Here is a 17,175-nt window from a genome sequence, read left to right as displayed (position 1 = left end):
CCTCCTATTTCGCTAATTTCTGCTGGAGCTTTTTGACGATCGTTTCTCCCTTGTTGATGCAATCCCCAGCACTCACCCGGACGACCGGCTTGCCCTTGAAGCGATCTTCATTTTTGATTCCAATATTATTGGTCAAAATCACTGCATCCGCCTCATTGATCAGATCCATTGATAATTCATTTTCGATCCCGATCGAACCTTGAGTCTCGACATGAATTTCTACGTTATTCTTTTTCGCCGCCACCTCTAAGCTTTCAGCGGCAAGATAGGTATGAGCAACTCCTGATGGACATGCTGTTACAGCAACTAATTTCATAATTTTTTTCTCCTTCATTCTTCAATTTGTTTTAAACTAGCTAGGCAACGACACCTGCTAAGCTGTCGTTTAGTAAATCGACAATTTCCCGATCACTTGCAGCTTGTTCTAAAGTATCGCGGAACTCCTGATGGACTAATTTTCTTGAAAGACCGGCAATGATTTTTAAATGCTGATCTCCCTGACATGCTTCTGGAACAGCCAATAAAAAGACTAAACCAACATTTTCACCATCCAGACTCTGCCAATCAATTTTATTGTTCAGGCGTCCAAAAGCTACAGTCGTTTCTTTGACATGAGGACTTTTCCCATGAGGAATCGCGATTCCAAAGCCGATCCCTGTCGTTGTCAAATTCTCCCGCTCTACAACACTTTCAACGTATCCTGCATGGTTATGTAACCGTCCCGCTTGATTGATTCGATCGGCTAAGATATTGATGGCGCTCATCTTTGAATCTGCATCAATCGCCAGATCGACTAATTCTTCATTAATCACTTGCATTTTTCTACCTCCTGCTAATGTCGTTATAAATTGCGATTGCATCTTTTTCTGCGAAGAAGCATTTTAATTGTTTCTCTGATTGAACGATTTTATGAATGTCTGTGATTACACCTCGAACAAGGTTGCGATCCTCTTTTGCGATACACATCAACAAAACATAGTGAACCTTCCGCTGATCCCAAATGATCGGCTGGTCTAAGGTAACGATTGCGATCCTTGTCTGCAAAACATTTTGCGGAGATGCATGGGGAATCGCTACTCCTGTGGCAAGCGCCGTCTCGCCGATCGCTTCCCGAGCAAAGACCTCTTTGCGGAAAGCCTTAGTGACCACTTTCTTTTTCTCCAGACGATCGATCAGCCAGTTTAAGCATGTCTGCTTGTCTGAAAATCTTTTTTGTGTGTAAATAAAATCCAGATCAATTACGTTCTTTAAAAAAGGAAATTCTAAAATCTCCGCCTCATTGGATTCTTCCGAATAAAATAAATTTGAGTAGAGTGCGGTAATATTCTTGATATCTTCTTGCGTCACTAAAGTTGAGACTTGGATAATCGGTTTATGGATCGCTTCCAATTTAACTGAAGAAATAATCAGGTCAACGTTGTTCAGATTCTTTCTATAAAGTTTATCAAGCGTCGTTATCTCCGCGGTATCCTGTGCAGGTAAAATTCGTTTGATCTTATTGAAAATCAATTCTGAAGTACCCACACCATTGGGACAGACGATCAAAATCTTTTTGCCATTTTGACTTTTTTCCAGTGAGACCTGAAAATACATTGCCACCAAAGCAACCTCTTCATCGTTGAACTGAACATTTAATTGTTCTTCAGTATTTGCTAACGCATATCTGGTTGCACTAAAAGTAACTGCATATTGGCTCCTGATTTCCTCAACTAATGGATTCGTGATCGCGATCCCCATTTTTAAGCGATAGATCATTGGAACAAAATGGCTGGCGAACCGTTCGGCTAATTGTGTATCCGCCAAAAAATCCACCTCCATGATCTCACTCATGTTTTCTAAAATCTTTTGAATCGTTCTGGCGTATCTCTCATAGTTTTTTTGACCGTTAGTGTTCGGCTTTACACCGTAGCCGACTAGTTGCCGATTTACATAAGAAATATCTTCCTCGTTATATTCAAAACCATGCACCTTTGCTATCTTCTCCAATAATTCATTCGCGATCAGATAGGTATCGATCAGCTTGATTTGATCAAATAGAAAGTCTTTTTCTTCAATATGCTGACCGCGGCTTAAGCGAAAGCAAAAAACTAATAGACGAATGACCAAGGATTTTACGTAATGCTCGGGGAAACAGAACTCCGTTTGCAGCTTTAATTCTTCGATTTGTTGAAGCGTCATTTTAACTAACGATGGTGTAAAGAGCTTGGACAATAATTCCTGTGTTGTCTCTTGAAACAGCTCCTCCGGATTGATTCCGTGATAATCCAAATAGTCTTCACAGAATCGAAAAAGACTATTCTGAATTTCCTCCTCGCTGCCAACCATTTTCGTGCCTCGTTTTGATGGCTCCAAAGCCAAACGATACTTTTCAATGATTTTATCCAAATCACTCACGATCGAACTTGGACTCACATGAAACTGTTGCGCAAGCATTTTCTGGGTCACTGTCTCTTCATCAATCAATAATTGTTTGGTGATCAGCCATTGACGTTCTTGCGATTCAGCGACAGCCGTCGTGCTTATCCCAGTGATTTGTTCCAAAAATTGCAGCTTTGCTTCAACGGTTCCTCTTAATTGAATCCCGATTCGCGGTTTCTTTTCTAAAACAAGTTGTTCCTTTGGTAATAACTTTTGGATTTTATCCAAATCAGAATAAATCGTCCGGCTTGATTTTTCTAACTTCTCGGAGTAGAAAGACACCGGCAAGTAGTTTTCATTCTGAACAAGTAAATAAATTAATTTTTTCTGCCGTGGATTCAATCCTTTCATTTTTTACTCCTCCAATTGTAAGCGCTTATCAATCTAACAAAAAGATAGCACAGGCTTTTTCTATTGTATAACACATAAAAGTTACACATTAATGTTGAAATTCAATCGTTTTGCCGTTGCTGTAGCGAAAAGAATTGTCGTAATTACGTTTAAAACCCTATGGTAACAACTTTTCTAGTTGGAAGCTGAAAAAGTATTTTTCTGAAATAGACTGTTTCTATCCGCTTCAATTGGTTTTGATTCTGCACATATGTGCAACTCAAGAAACCAGAAAAAAAGCCTTGCCAAAACTGGCAAAGCTTTCTTATGGTTTTACTCATCTAATGGATTTTCTAGTTCTTCTTCTACTTTTTCTAACAGGACCTCTCGCGGTTTGCTGCCTGTTGATGGTCCGATTACACCGTGCTCTTCTAGTTCATCGACAATCCGAGCCGCTCGGTTGTATCCGATACGGAAACGTCGCTGGAGCAGCGAAATACTAGCTGTCTGCATATCGACCACTAAGGCCTTGGCTTCCTCATACAGCTCATCCTGCGGTGTTTCTGATGGTGATGAGGTTGTTTCTTCTGTCGGCATCATTTTTTCTTCGTAATGAGCCTCTTGCTGATCCGAAACAAATTCCACGACACGTTCGACTTCATGGTCCGAAATAAAGGCCCCTTGGACACGAATCGGTTTATTTTCTCCCATCGGTAAGAACAGCATGTCTCCGCGACCTAGCAGTTTTTCAGCACCATTGCTGTCGATAATCGTTCGCGAGTCTGTCCCGCTCGAAACCGCAAAGGCGATCCGCGATGGTACATTGGCTTTGATGATCCCGGTGATAACATCAACACTTGGTCGTTGGGTAGCCAAAATCATATGGATTCCGGCTGCCCGAGCCATTTGCGCTAGACGCGTAATCGCATCTTCGACCTCGTTACTGGCAACCATCATCAAGTCAGCTAATTCATCCACGATCACAACGATAAATGGCAGGATCGGACGATTTTGTCCATCTTCCAGATTTTTCTGGATCACTAATTCATTAAAGCCGGAAATATTCCGTACACCCGTAGCCGCAAATTTCTCGTAACGTTCTTCCATTTCCTGAACGACCTTTTGTAAGGCTTGCGCCGCTTTTCGCGGATTCGTTACAACGGGTGTCAATAAATGGGGTATCCCATTATAAACATTCAATTCAACCATTTTTGGGTCGATCATCATTAGTTTTACTTCGTTCGGTTTTGCCCGCATCAAAATACTGGTGATGATCCCATTGATCGATACGGACTTCCCGCTCCCAGTCGAACCGGCAACTAGCAAGTGGGGCATTTTAGATAAATCAGCCGTTTGGACCATCCCTGAAATATCTCGACCTAAAGGTACTTCCAGTAATTTATCTGGATGATTTGGCTGAGCTTCAATGATGTCTCGGAATGAAACCGTGCTGATGGTGCTGTTAGGTACTTCGATCCCGATCAAAGATTTCCCTGGAATTGGAGCTTCCATCCGTACGTCTTTTGCCGCTAGCGCCAAGGCAATGTCATCAGTCAAGTTAACGATCTTGCTGACCTTTACGCCGACTGCTGGTTGGACCTCAAACTTAGTAACAGATGGTCCCAAGCTGGCTTTGACGACTTTTGCATCTACACCAAAGCTGTTGAAGGTTTTTTCCAACACTTTGATGTTTTGCTCGATTTTCTTGTATTCATCACTTTGATCCGCCGCTTGAATCGAGTCTAATAAAGTTGAAGGTGGTAATTGATAGTCATGATCTTCCGGTTCGGCATTGATCTCAAATTCCAAATCACCGGGATCATCGATTTCTTCTTCATCAAGATCTGGTTTTTTGGCTTGTGCTGGTACCGCTGTTGGCTCCAAATTTTCTTGAAAGCCTTCGATTGGTACTAAGGTCATTTGCTCTGGTTCTTTGACCAGTTTTTCTTGGTTTTCTTTTGCCAACTGCTCACCTGGCGTCATTGAACGAACCTTATTTTTTTCACGCTCTGCCTGTTCCGCTTCCTTCTTCGCTTTCTCGGCGGCTTGTTTTTCAGCTTTAGCCTGCGCTTTTTGAGCCTGATGTTCTTCTTTTTTTGCAGCCCGCAGAGCTTTTTTCTCGTCTGATTCAGAGAATTTTTCTTGCGCTGTTTCAATCAGATTTGCCAAATAATCGGCCACTTGATTAAATTCTAGGAGACTAAACAAGAAGACCCCGAGAATCAATAACAGGCCGGCAATCAAATAGCTGCCGACTTGGGAAACTAAAAAGTGCGTCAAACTATAAAGAATACCGCCCAGCATCCCGCCGCCGACATTTTGGGTGATCCTATTGCCTAAGAAATCAGTCATCAATAAGTCCCATGTCGTTTTTAGGATATTCGGATCTTGATTTGCTACATTCGCAAATAAGCGTGCATGAAGAATCAGCAGAATCCCTAAATAAAAGACACCCATCCCGACCCAGCGCCGCGGTTTGGTTAAACGCAGCTTCGTATTCTTTACGACAAGCAATCCACCATATAATCCTAAAAGTACAGCTAGAAATTGGTAGGTATTTCCTCCAACTAATCGCAGCACGTTAGCAATCAAATTTCCTAAAAAGCCCAGTTTAAATAAGGCGAAGACCGCAAATAAAATAAATAAAAGCCCAATCCCGATAATCAGGCGCTGTTCTTGCAGTTGTTTTTGTTTTTTTGTTTTTCTTTTTTTCTTTGTACGCTTCTTCTGCGCCATACTATCCCTCTTTCCATTCTGTACCATTATACAAAAAAAAGAAGGCGAACAAAAGTTTTGCTCGCCTTTTCTTTTTGGTTAAATAAAGTTTAAATTTTTTAGGGATAAAAACTGCTGCTTACTCTTTTGGCAACGATAATTCTTCGCCGAACCATTTCTTCGAGATTTCAGCGTATTTGCCGTTGTCTTGCAGTTCTTTGAAGGCACTATTGATCTTCTTAACGAGCTCTTTATCGCCTTTGCGGGCACCGACCGCAAAGTCTTCATTTTTGAAGCCGACACTAAAAATATTGTAAGCATCTAATTTTCCTGCTTGCTTTAAATAGTAATCTGCGTATACTTTATCGATCAAAAGTCCATCGATCCGTCCATTTTCCAAATCGATCATCGCTTCATTAAAGCTGGCATATAAAGTCGCATCGTTTTCCTTCACGATATCCTTCAAAGTTTTTGTTTCGTTGTTGAAGGCTTCATAGCCGGAAGAACCTTCCTGCGCACCTAAAATTTTGTCCTTCATACCTTCAGAGCTCGTAATCCCGCTGTCCTTTTTAGTGACTAAAATTTGTTCGTTTTGAGCATAAGGATCAGTAAACAGTACTTTTTTCTCACGAGATTTTGTGACTGTGTAACCATTCCAAATCAAATCGATCGTACCATTTTCCAATTCATTTTCTTTCATTGACCAGTCGATTGGCTGAAAATCTGCTTTGATACCATATTCTTTAAAGACTGCTTTCGCAAGATCTACGTCAAAACCAACGATTTTTCCATCTTTATCCTTAAAGCCCATCGGAACAAACGTATCATCTAAACCAATCGTTACTTTTTTATCTTCCTCAATTGTTTTCCAACTGTCGTCACCGCTGGCCTCTTTCTTACCACAGGCAGTTAACGTTACCAAAGTTAAAACAGCTGCCATTCCCAAAATAATTTTTTTCAATTTCATACTTACTCCTCCTGTATTCTTTTTTTATTTGATAGGTTCAACCTTCAATAACTGATCACCAATTTCTTCCGCGAAAACTAAATCATGGGTCACGACGATCTGAGTTACACCATCGGCCTTCAACTCTAAAATTAAACTAGCAACTTGTTGACGTAACGCGGGGTCTAAAGCACTCGTTGGTTCATCATACGCCAACACCTTAGGATTCATCGCCATCGCCCGAGCAATCGCCAGACGTTGTTTTTGCCCACCAGATAATTGGTATGGATAGTTATCCAGCAGTTCTTCGATACCTAACAGGCTGGCTAAATGCTTTGCCTTGTTCGTATAGGTTTCTTTGTCTTGCTTTAAGACTAAACGCGGACCGATCGTGATATTATCCAATACGCTCAAATGTGGAAATAATTGAAAATCTTGGAAAACCACACCGACGACTTGTTCCTGTTGTTTCGAAGACGTCGGATCAAAAGGTTTTCCATCTAATAAAAACGTCCCGCTATCTGACGTCTCTAAGCCAGCTAAGGTTCTTAACAATGTGGTTTTCCCGCCGCCGGATGGTCCGACGATCGCTAAGATTTGTCCATCAGGAATTACCAAGTCTAAATTATCAATCACTTTTTTATTGCCAAAAGATTTGTTTACATTTTTTAATTCGATCATTTTTTCCACCTGCCTAACGATAATAGTTCAAACGATTTTCTAATTGCTTCAAGATGACTGACGTAACCCCCGTCAATGCCAAGTAAATAATTGCTACTCCGAATAACGGCAGTAAGGTCGTATCTCGTTCCATCGCGATTTTACCAGCCCGCATCACATCGGATAGACCAAGAATATATACTAACGATGTATCCTTCACCAAGTTGATCACTTCATTACCAACAGATGGCAAGACGATTTTGACAACCTGCGGGATAATGATTCGCGTAATCGTTTGAACAGGCGTCAATCCAATAACTTTCGATGCTTCATATTGTCCTAATGGAATCGATTGAATTCCGCCGCGGAAAATTTCAGCATAGTACGCTGCATAGTTCAAAACAAAGGCGAAAAGTGCAGCTTCGAAGCGGTCAAAAATGATTCCGACTAGCGGCAGCCCGTAAAAAACGAAAATCAATTGCAGCAGCAGCGGTGTGCCACGCATGATCCAAACGTAAAAACGCAAGATCCATTGCAGTGGTTTAAAACGGCTCGACAAACCAAATGAGAGTAAAATTCCCAGCGGCAATGAGCCTAATATCGTATAAGCAAATAATTTCAGTGTTGTCGTTGCCCCTTGTAATAATTGCGGCATGACTTCGATCAAATAATTCATCCCAATATCCCTCCATGTTATCGAAAGTTGTACGGCCTTTCGAATGTTCTTAATCTTGACTTAGTTCGTTTGGTAAATAAGTTTGGCATATGATTCTGCTAAACAAACCCCCATCTCAATTCTCCCATCAAAATAAACTGCGAAAAGTGTAACTCGCTGCTATTTCGTACTTAGGAGCAAACTTTTTCAAAAAACGAAAAAGTTTGTTTGATTCTCGCCACGCATATCATTCTACTAACCTGCTGAAGCAGGAAGTAGAACTGACAGCTAACTTAATGTTAAGGAAATTATTTTTCTAAAAAACGAGAAAAATATTTCTATTTTCGTACGCATACGATTCCGCTAAACAGCTCCATTCATGATTCTCTTAAAACCCCAATCTCAATTCTCCCATCAAAACAAACTGCAAAAAGCGTAACTCGCAAAAAAAGCCCTCTGGTATTTCTACCAGAGGACGTTATATACGTGGTTCCACCTCATCTTTGTTCCTTTCTCGCAAAAGGAACCTCTTTGGGTCAGTGTCCAATCAGTGAAATAAAAAAAGTCCTTTAGCCGCTAGGGCTAAAGGACGTAATTACGTGGTTCCACCTTTTTTCATCGTCGTCTCACAACGAACGATCTCAACTGGTCAATCTGACCTCTGCGCTAACGGGCTCTCCCGGATCAGCCTACTTATTTCAGCTGATCGACTCAAAGATGTGGTTCACAAATCATTGCTGTCTCTTCTCACCAACCAGAGACTCTCTGAGAACAAATGAACTGCTACTCTTCTTTTCATTGTCGTTTGATTAAGTTGAGTCATACTTTACACGCCTTTTAAGGGTTTGTCAATAACGAACCTTCATCTTTTTATCATCAGTCTCAAATTTAGTTTTTAGGAACAAACTGAAATTTCGTCCAAGGTTTCAAAAAGTCTAACATAATCAATTCTTCTTGCGGAATTTTACCAACTAAATTTTTCCGCGAATCACTATGCGGTTCTAAAACAACTTGCAGCTCATTTTTGTACTTGCCAAAATCATCATTGCCGACGACAACATCCCCAACTTGGAATTCTTGGGTATTGTCATGAACAGGATTTGCAACATCCGCATATTTCACCCGAACCATCGTTGAACGTACTGCGGTTGATGTAATATCTCCACGACGAAAATGTTTTTTATCAGCGACGATTTTCCGCTCGATTTCTGTTGCTTCTGGTACAAACTCGATTCCTAAGCTTAATTTATAACGATCAACTGCTGCGACTTTTGCTAATTCTTCATCAGAAGCATAGGCATTTCCGATAATCACCGTATCAATCAACCCCGTCGCAAACATATGGCGGGCCTGTAAATCAATCGGCAAATGACGGTGCATTTCCAATGTCGGCAAGCCATCATTCACATCCCACGGACCGTATTCAGCACTTTGACTTGTAATAAACGCTGCTGTTTTGATTCCATGACCTTTGAAGCGTTCGCTGCAGCTGATAAAGAAGTCATAAGGCAAAGCCGAACCCTCTTGCGGATAGAAATTGTGACAGCCATAAATGAATGGTTCATTGGCTTCGTAGGACAAGATATTATCAAGATAAGCAACATTGTTACTCATATTCAACTCAATCGCTAACCCCTCAGGATTGTAGCTCAACATCGCTTCTTTGTTTCCGTCGAACCCTTCATCCAAACGAATTCCCTCAGCTCCCAGCTCCGCAAAAAAGCTTAGATCATCATAGGAAATCCCTAAGTCGTTAAAAATTGATGGCGCGATATCCAGCACAGTTTCCATGCCTAACTCTTTTGCATAATGAATCACACTGCCAAATTTCTCGCCGACCTTTTCTTTGCCCTCAGTTACCTCCAGCATACTCATAAAAATTCTAGTATAGCCAAGCTCTGCCGCCTTTTTGATGTAATCACGATCCGCCTGCGGATCACTATGATCGGGATATACCGAAATACCTAATTCACGTTTCACTGATTTTCCTCCTTCTGAACTAACCTTCTAAGCCATTTCTTTCAGTTACTTCTTTGAACCAATAACCAGATTTTTTAATCGTTTTGATTTGAGTGTGGATATTGTTTGAAATAAAACCATACCGGTTCTTATACGAATTCAACCAAGACCAGCAATCAATTGGTGTCCACATATGGTAGCCAAAGCAATTCGAACCTTCTTCGATTCCCTTATGAAGCCAATCCAAATGCTCCTGCACAAAATCAATACGATAATCGTCTTCGATCATTCCAGCAGAATTTTTGAAGCGCTCTTCATTTGAGACACCCATACCATTTTCAGATACGTACCATGGAATATTTTTGTAATTTTCTTTGATGTTAACTGCAATATCATAAAGTGCCTTAGGATAAATTTCCCAGCCGCGATCTAAATTCACACGACGGCCTGGCATATCATAAGCATCATAATAACGATCCGGCATCCATTCACCAACGGAATTTGGTGCCACATCTGGTGCTTTCACACGATTTGGATGATAGAAATTCACTCCTAAGAAATCAACCGTGTTGTTCTTCAAGATTTCTTTTTCCTCATCGCTTGTTTCCCATAAAACCTTGTCTTTCGTTAATAACTCTTCCAATTCAGCAGGAAAATGTCCATAAACTGCCGGTTCTAGGAACATTTTGTTGTTCCAAAGCTCCGCAATCCGAGCAGCTTCTTGATCTTCAGGCGCATCAGAAGCAGCATACGTTGGAGTTAGATTTAGAATTGTACCGATTTGCGCATCTGCGATATTCAATTTACGGAAAGCTTGGATTGCTTTAGCAGAGGCCAAGTTCAAATTATAGGCAACTTGAACCGCTTTTTTTCCATTTACAATATTCGGATAATGGAATTGGAATAAGTATTCACCTTCTACTACAACCATTGGTTCATTGTGTGTCGCCCAGAATTTTACACGATCGCCAAATAGTTCAAAGCATTTTTCCGCAAAACCAACATATAGCTCCACAACCTTTTTCGATTCCCAGCCGCCGTATTTGTCATACAATTCCACAGGTAAATCAAAATGGTGCAGATTCATTACCGGCGTCATTCCTTCTGCCAGCATTGTGTCGATTACATTATTATAAAAATCCACCGCATCTTGATTGACCGTGTTGGTTTCCAAATCATCAATCAAACGACTCCATTGAATACTCGTCCGTAAACTGTTCATGCCGATCGAGCGCATCATATGGATGTCTTCTTTGTAGCTGTTGTAAAAGTTTGATGCGACATCTGGTCCTACCTGATTATGGAATTTCTCCGGTTCGATCTCAAAATGATAGTCGAAGACATTTGCGTGTTTTTTGTTGAAGCGCCCTTCACTTTGTGGACCAGAAGTTGCTGCACCCCACCAGAAATTATTTGGAAAAGTTTTCATTGTAAATCGAATCCCCTATTCATATTAAATATTTAAGGGGGCTAGGACATTGGAATGTCTCAGCCCCCTTTTAGTTTATTTAAGCCTCTTGTACTTTTTTCAGTTCTTGTCTAGTCGCTAATGATACGAATGGTACGTACATTGCGATTGAGATGACTACGTTAACAGCAGCTAAAACTGCGCCCGAGAAGCTTTGAGTTGCTAAGAATCCTCCGATGATTGGCGGTGTTACCCATGGCGGCATAACTGTCGCTGCCGGTACCCAGCCAACGCTCGTTGCAAAGTACGCTGTTGAAACACAAATCATTGGTGTCAAGATGAATGGGATAAACATAATTGGGTTCAATACCAATGGCAATCCGAACATCAATGGTTCATTGATGTTGAAGATACCAGGAGCTGCAGCCAAGTTGTTTACGACCATAAATGGTTTGTTTTTACGTCCTACTAAATAGATAGCGATGATTAAACCAATCGTTACACCAGTACCACCCATATTTACAAATGAATCAATGAAAGGTTTGTTAACGATATAAGGAGCTGCTTTTCCAGCTGAAAGAGCCGCATTGTTTGCTTCAATCGCTGGTGCGTTGATTGCTTGCATGAATGGGTCGATCATGTTGGCACCATGTAATCCAAAGAACCATAGGAATGGTGTGATGAAGGCAATCAATAATGCTGAACCGTAAGAATTTGCTAATCCCATAAATGGTTCTTGAACTAGTGCATAGAATTCAGCGAACATATCTTCAACACCAAATCCGGCGATAATCGCTGCGATCAAACCAAAGAGTGAGACAGTGATCATTGCTGGGAATAAAGATGCGAATGAACGCGCAACTGCTGGCGGTACGCCATCTGGCATTTTAACAATTAATTTTTCATTACCAACTAAACGAGTGAATATTTCTGCAACTACGATACCTACGATCAAAGCTACGAACAAACCTGATGAGTTCATTCCGCTAGTTGCTGCACCTAATGTGAAGAAAGAAGCAACGGAAACAACACCTGTTCCGATTGGATCTTTACCATAGTGATGCGCTAGGTTATAGGCTACTAAGAAAGCGATAAATACTGAAAGGACACCAAATGTTCCGTTCCAGACTGCTCCTCCGAACCCTGTCCATTTGTCACCACCGAAAATTCCGTTCATAAAATTTTGGAAAGCTGGAATCGGTAAGTTGTTGATCATTACCGCTAATGCCCCTAAAATCATTAACGGCATAGTTACTGTAAAGGCATCCCGAATTGCGATCAAATGACGCTGGTTACCGATCTTTGACGCATGCGGGATAAAGTGTTTTTCCATAAAAGCAATAAATTTATCCATTTTTTGTGTTCCCCCTATTTTAAAAATAATCGTAAAAACTTTGTCGACCTTTTAGGAAAATTTCTGTCTCAAAACCCTTTGAGGTTGAGACCTTTCCGAGGAAGATTCCTTCGGCTAAAGTTAATTCTCCCAGTAATAATTCGCTCCACCCATGAATCGAAGCTTTAATATCGCCTGCTTGTTGTACTTTTTGACAATTCCCCTGACTGATCAGCCAGCTACCAACATTCCAAGGACATTCCTTATCTTCAGTTACTTCTATAATAATTTCTTTTTGGTTAAGCGGAAGTTTCGGTAATAATTGCTCAATGTCAATAATTCGACTCATCATATAAGGTTCTAAAGTAATCGTAAAATATTCTTGTTCACGAAAACATTTTTCAATGATTTCATGGACAGGCGCATGATAAAGAAATTCTTCAAATGATGAGACATGGGATTTCAAGTACGTTAATAATTTTCGCAGTGCAAATTCGTTTTCATAAGCAAGCTCATCTACTACTAATGCGCGGCCCTGCATTCGATAAATAATGTATCCTTTCGCTTCACCAGTGTCGTCATAAGCTGCGGCGTAAAAACGGTGTGGATAATACTCATTTAGACGATCCCACCACCAATCTTCACGAACAACCGTGCCAACTTGCTGCTGTTTTAATAAGCGCTGATAAATTGATTGGATCACTGGCTTCATCTGCTGCCAGGTCCCACGTTTGACATTCCCCCTTCTTTCACTTGTCAAATAATTAAAGGCTAGTGCTGGAATGCGATATGTTTTTCTTCGGCTAGTAGCTTCGTATCCAAATTGACGATAAAAATCTTCGGAAAAAGGGGCAAGTTGTGAAACCGCCACTCCTTGTTGATGAAGATCAGTTAAAAGTTCAGCCATGATGCTGCTGACCCCGCCTTTACCTCGATATTCTGGATAACTGGCTACATAACCAACACCAGCCATTTTGACTCTCTGTTGAAAAAATTGAATCTCAAAATGATTCGCCATCACTAAATTAGTTAATTCATCTTCTTGATAAACACCGTATACATCTGCGTGTTCATAGCGAGATAAAAAGAGCGGATCATTGATGATTGTTTGCTGCTTTCTAAAAGCGTATTCAATTAAACCTGTGATCGCTTTCAACGTTTCTTGATCACGAGTTAATTTCACGGGATCACTTCCTATTCGTTCCCCAAACGTTTGTAAACATCTACTACTTCTTTGGCCATATCGTTAAAGGTAATACTAGTCATCAAGTGGTCTTGACTGTGAACCGCTAAAAGTGTCACGGTCATTGGGTTGCCGCTTGCTTCTTCCGTTAATAGCCCTGTTTGAGAGTGATGTGCTTCCACTAAAGCTTGATCTGCCGCAGCAAGTTTTTCTTGAGCTAAGGCGAAGTCGCCATCTTTAGCTGCCTGAATCGCTTCCATTGCATCGCTTTTTGCATTGCCGGCATTGATGATTAACCCCATCACCGCTTCCAATTGTTCTTGACTCATTGTTTCGCTCATTTGCTTAGCTCCCCTTCTCCTTCTTATTTCATAAGATTAAGTGCAGTATTTAGAACAGCTTCACCGTTCATCATGCCATAATCTTTCATGTCGATTACATCAACTGGAATACCTTTGTCAGCTAATTTTGTTTCAAATTGACCTTTCATAAAACGAACTTGAGGGCCTAATAATAAAACATCGACTGGTTTGCTTGCGTCTTCTAATTTTGCATCTGCTTCTGATGCTGATACTGCAAAGATATCTGATTCCAATCCTTGGGCTTCTGCTGCTTTTTCCATTTTTGTTACTAGTAAACTAGTGCTCATTCCTGCTGCACAAACTAACATAATTCTTTTCATAATTGACACTCCTTAATTTTTTTATTGTACACTTTATATAAAGCAAGTCCCGTGCCAACTTTTTCATCGCACAGAAGCTGTTGTGATAAGGTTTTCATCTTACACACAAAAAAACTAGGATTACACACTGTGCAATCCTAGTTCAATTCGATTATCTTCAAGTGTTTTAACGATGTAAGCGATATCGTCTTCGATAAAGTGAACACCAAACTGTTTCTCAATCAATGATAGACTGGCCGCGGTTTGGTTAAAACGTAGAAGATGCTCTTGATGGAAATACTTCACGTTTTCAAATGCCGGCCGCTCTTCGCCTTTTTTGATTTTATCTACCAAGAAAGCAATATGCACACTTAACGCCTGCATCGCTGTATTCTCGATAATCAGCTCTTGATCTTTACGGATCAATTGCAAGACATCATCAATCAGTAAAAAGAGTGTTTTCACATCTAGCTCAGGTGAAAAGTTCTTAGTTAATGAATCGACCATCTCAGGGAGCGTAATCGTACTGCCTAATAAATCTTGAAACTCTAAGATCTTATCCCGCTTGAATAAATTCATTGCCGGAATAAACGGAATCTTTTGATAATGGATCTCCATAGTTCCTACGATCGCCACGATATCCTTGTGTGTGATTAGCTGGTCGATGCGGTGCTTGAAGCTTTCCCGTTCTAATGATTGCATTTGAATGACCTCGAACTCATCCAAATTAACGATCTGAGAGACCACTTCATTCAAACGTTTAGAGACACCTTCACCGGTAAAGCAGGCAACGATGATTACTTTCTTTTCATCCTTTTGCGTCGGTTCTTCTAGACGGACCATTGTTTGGAACATTGAAATCACACTAGTGTAGATTTCTTCTAATGAACGGCCCAGCGTTGCTAGACGGATACTTTCCAGCACCAGCATCGTACTGGTCATCGAGATTACTCGTGTGCGGATGCCCATTTCATGGAAGATCAGATTACCGAAATTATTTGGTGAACCCATATCCGTCAAAAGAATGATCCCTTCTGAGAACTCTTCCCGTTTTCCTTGGATATAATTTTTGATCTGACCATACATCTTTTCAGTATTCAACGTTAAGGGCATGTTAAAGGCGATCCCATGAGTGGTTCCTAAGAGTTCCTGCACCGTTTCTAACATACTTGAAGCCGTTGACTTTCCATGCATTACAACGAGAACAGCGACTTGTCGTTCATCTACTTTTTGTTGTTCTTGATTATCCATCGTCAAGAACATCGTGATAAAGCCGATCTCATCTAACGGGATCATAATATTATAGGCTTCTTCGATTCGATTAGATAATTCAATCGCCAACTGAAATTCCTTCGAGTAGCTGCGGCGAATATCATTCAAATTAGGGTGAGAAATAAACTGATTGCCACGAATTCGCTCGATCGTTGAATTGATGTGCAGTGCAAAAGCGAAACGTACCTTTTCGTCGTATTCTCGATTCATTTGAACAGAAGCAAAATCATAAAGTTCATTCACCAGCTTCCATAGATCGTCGGAAATAATTTCTCGATACGCATTACTGTGGGAAAGCTCTTCAACATATGTCTCAAAATATTGATCCACATCATCTGAAATCAATTCTTCCAAATCAATCTCCGATAAATTCTCACGGCCTAATTTTTCTAACTTATAAGTGATTGAGTGGTAGACCTCCATGTCCTTATTCGGGTCTTGTCCCCAAACCACTTCTTCAGTCCCGGGCTTTAAGGTCAAATATAGATTTCTTTTATCCATAAAAGGGGTTAATTTATCTTGGACTTCATTCATCCGTAATAAACCCTTTTGCACAACTAACGGCAGATCTTCTTCAACAATCATTAATTTTTCTGACTCGCTATTGGTTTGGTGATGAAGAAACGCCTTAGCGCAAACTAATTTTAAATCTCGTTTTAACTGCCCGATATTTCCTTCTGCATTATATAGAAGAAACGCGAGCAGGCTTCTTTTATCAATCGCAATTTCCTGCATCAACCGATTGGCCTCTTGTTGAAGAAATTCCTTAATGATTGCTAAACGTTCATCCAACGAACGCTCCGCTAAAGAAGGCAGTTCGATCTGCATCGGAATTCGCCGATTGAAGGTCGATAAAAACATAGAGCTAGTCTCTGTCGTTGCTCCAATGATCTGTACCGAAGCCTGCTTTTCTTGTCCATCCCCTAATGAACGGAAAGTTCCCTTATCGATGAAGGTAAAAAGCATTTCCTGCCCTTCTGGAGGCAAGCGATGAATTTCATCCAGAAATAAAATACCGCCGTCCGCTTGTTCCATTAATCCTGCGCGTGTCTCTTCAGCTCCAGTAAAAGCGCCTCGTTTCACACCAAAGATATGTCCGTAGAGTAATTGTGGATTTTGCGCATAATCTGCACAGTTGAATGTGATGAACGGCGCATTTTCATCTAAAACTTTGGCCGAAACAGCGTAACGATACATACATTCCGCAAACATCGTCTTCCCTGTGCCGGTCTCACCAAAAATAATCGTATGTAATCCGCGTGGTGGATATAAAATAGCCGCTTTTGATTTTTGAATCTGACTCTTCAGAGAATCCTCGCGGCCAATCAAATTATCAAAGTTAATATGTCCCTCTGTTGACACAGTAGTGATTTGGAACTTTACCGGACGTCCATCAATTTTTTTGACTGTCCCGTCTTTCGTCAATTCATTCAAGTAGCGGCTGACGTTTGTGCGGTCAACCCCCAGCTGATCTGCCAGTTCTTGTGCCGTCTGTTCGTTAGGATTTGCTCTCAATGCCTCTAATACTTCGTCTTTTCTTGATTTCAAAAAAATCCCTCCCGAAATTGGTATAAACCATTTACATTGTAACCCTTTTCTTTTTGAATTTCTACTAAATATTCTTGAAAAAAATCG

14 protein-coding genes and 1 other annotated feature are annotated in these 17,175 nt (G+C 40.7%); all 14 genes read right to left on the bottom strand.

Annotation, left to right across the window (positions count from 1 at the left end):
* Positions 1–4 precede the first annotated feature (4 nt).
* Complete coding sequence (locus tag A5875_RS01445; protein WP_088931964.1) at positions 5–316, bottom strand: PTS fructose-like transporter subunit IIB; 312 nt, start codon at positions 314–316, stop codon at positions 5–7.
* A 40-nt stretch (positions 317–356) separates the two neighbouring features.
* Positions 357–818 (bottom strand): PTS sugar transporter subunit IIA, encoded by a 462-nt coding sequence (locus tag A5875_RS01440; RefSeq protein WP_088931963.1) that lies wholly within the window; start codon positions 816–818, stop codon positions 357–359.
* 4 nt (positions 819–822) lie between these two features.
* A complete protein-coding gene (locus A5875_RS01435; protein WP_088931962.1) occupies positions 823–2,769 on the bottom strand; it encodes a BglG family transcription antiterminator in 1,947 nt (648 codons plus the stop codon).
* 312 nt (positions 2,770–3,081) lie between these two features.
* Complete coding sequence (locus A5875_RS01430; RefSeq protein WP_088931961.1) at positions 3,082–5,484, bottom strand: DNA translocase FtsK; 2,403 nt, start codon at positions 5,482–5,484, stop codon at positions 3,082–3,084.
* A gap of 118 nt (positions 5,485–5,602) precedes the next feature.
* The gene (locus tag A5875_RS01425; protein WP_088931960.1) at positions 5,603–6,430 is read right to left on the bottom strand and encodes an amino acid ABC transporter substrate-binding protein; all 828 of its coding nucleotides are present in this window, start codon (positions 6,428–6,430) and stop codon (positions 5,603–5,605) included.
* Between the two features lie 24 nt (positions 6,431–6,454).
* The gene (locus A5875_RS01420) at positions 6,455–7,090 is read right to left on the bottom strand and encodes an amino acid ABC transporter ATP-binding protein (protein WP_088931959.1); all 636 of its coding nucleotides are present in this window, start codon (positions 7,088–7,090) and stop codon (positions 6,455–6,457) included.
* Positions 7,091–7,103: 13 nt separating this feature from the next.
* Positions 7,104–7,745, bottom strand: a complete 642-nt coding sequence (locus A5875_RS01415; protein ID WP_088931958.1) for an amino acid ABC transporter permease — start codon at positions 7,743–7,745, stop codon at positions 7,104–7,106.
* Positions 7,746–8,306: 561 nt separating this feature from the next.
* Positions 8,307–8,532: a binding site (T-box leader), on the bottom strand.
* An 80-nt stretch (positions 8,533–8,612) separates the two neighbouring features.
* Entirely contained in the window at positions 8,613–9,704 is a 1,092-nt protein-coding gene (locus A5875_RS01410) for a DUF871 domain-containing protein (RefSeq protein WP_088931957.1), read from the bottom strand.
* A 19-nt stretch (positions 9,705–9,723) separates the two neighbouring features.
* Entirely contained in the window at positions 9,724–11,112 is a 1,389-nt protein-coding gene (locus A5875_RS01405; protein WP_088931956.1) for a glycoside hydrolase family 1 protein, read from the bottom strand.
* A gap of 79 nt (positions 11,113–11,191) precedes the next feature.
* The gene (locus A5875_RS01400; RefSeq protein WP_088931955.1) at positions 11,192–12,445 is read right to left on the bottom strand and encodes a PTS sugar transporter subunit IIC; all 1,254 of its coding nucleotides are present in this window, start codon (positions 12,443–12,445) and stop codon (positions 11,192–11,194) included.
* Positions 12,446–12,464: 19 nt separating this feature from the next.
* Entirely contained in the window at positions 12,465–13,607 is a 1,143-nt protein-coding gene (locus A5875_RS01395) for a GNAT family N-acetyltransferase (RefSeq protein WP_088931954.1), read from the bottom strand.
* Positions 13,608–13,618: 11 nt separating this feature from the next.
* Complete coding sequence (locus A5875_RS01390; protein WP_088931953.1) at positions 13,619–13,948, bottom strand: PTS lactose/cellobiose transporter subunit IIA; 330 nt, start codon at positions 13,946–13,948, stop codon at positions 13,619–13,621.
* Positions 13,949–13,971: 23 nt separating this feature from the next.
* Positions 13,972–14,289 carry a PTS sugar transporter subunit IIB gene (locus A5875_RS01385; protein ID WP_088931952.1) on the bottom strand — a complete coding sequence of 106 codons (318 nt, stop codon included), beginning with the start codon at positions 14,287–14,289 and terminating at the stop codon, positions 13,972–13,974.
* A 120-nt stretch (positions 14,290–14,409) separates the two neighbouring features.
* Positions 14,410–17,088 (bottom strand): sigma-54-dependent transcriptional regulator, encoded by a 2,679-nt coding sequence (locus A5875_RS01380; RefSeq protein ID WP_088931951.1) that lies wholly within the window; start codon positions 17,086–17,088, stop codon positions 14,410–14,412.
* Positions 17,089–17,175 lie beyond the last annotated feature (87 nt).

Origin of the sequence: Enterococcus sp. 3H8_DIV0648 (genome assembly GCF_002140655.1) — a bacterium.
GTDB lineage: Bacteria > Bacillota > Bacilli > Lactobacillales > Enterococcaceae > Enterococcus_A > Enterococcus_A hulanensis.
The sequence above is the reverse complement of the archived record's forward strand: the minus strand, read 5'-3'. Positions and strand labels throughout refer to the sequence as shown.

Coding starts and splice junctions, on each gene's coding strand:
- A5875_RS01405 (WP_088931956.1), bottom strand. CDS start 11,112: ATGAAAACTTTTCCAAATAATTTCTGGTGGGGTGCAGCAACTTCTGGT.
- A5875_RS01435 (WP_088931962.1), bottom strand. CDS start 2,769: ATGAAAGGATTGAATCCACGGCAGAAAAAATTAATTTATTTACTTGTT.
- A5875_RS01425 (WP_088931960.1), bottom strand. CDS start 6,430: ATGAAATTGAAAAAAATTATTTTGGGAATGGCAGCTGTTTTAACTTTG.
- A5875_RS01400 (WP_088931955.1), bottom strand. CDS start 12,445: ATGGATAAATTTATTGCTTTTATGGAAAAACACTTTATCCCGCATGCG.
- A5875_RS01430 (WP_088931961.1), bottom strand. CDS start 5,484: ATGGCGCAGAAGAAGCGTACAAAGAAAAAAAGAAAAACAAAAAAACAA.
- A5875_RS01420 (WP_088931959.1), bottom strand. CDS start 7,090: ATGATCGAATTAAAAAATGTAAACAAATCTTTTGGCAATAAAAAAGTG.
- A5875_RS01445 (WP_088931964.1), bottom strand. CDS start 316: ATGAAATTAGTTGCTGTAACAGCATGTCCATCAGGAGTTGCTCATACC.
- A5875_RS01440 (WP_088931963.1), bottom strand. CDS start 818: ATGCAAGTGATTAATGAAGAATTAGTCGATCTGGCGATTGATGCAGAT.
- A5875_RS01385 (WP_088931952.1), bottom strand. CDS start 14,289: ATGAAAAGAATTATGTTAGTTTGTGCAGCAGGAATGAGCACTAGTTTA.
- A5875_RS01415 (WP_088931958.1), bottom strand. CDS start 7,745: ATGAATTATTTGATCGAAGTCATGCCGCAATTATTACAAGGGGCAACG.
- A5875_RS01390 (WP_088931953.1), bottom strand. CDS start 13,948: ATGAGCGAAACAATGAGTCAAGAACAATTGGAAGCGGTGATGGGGTTA.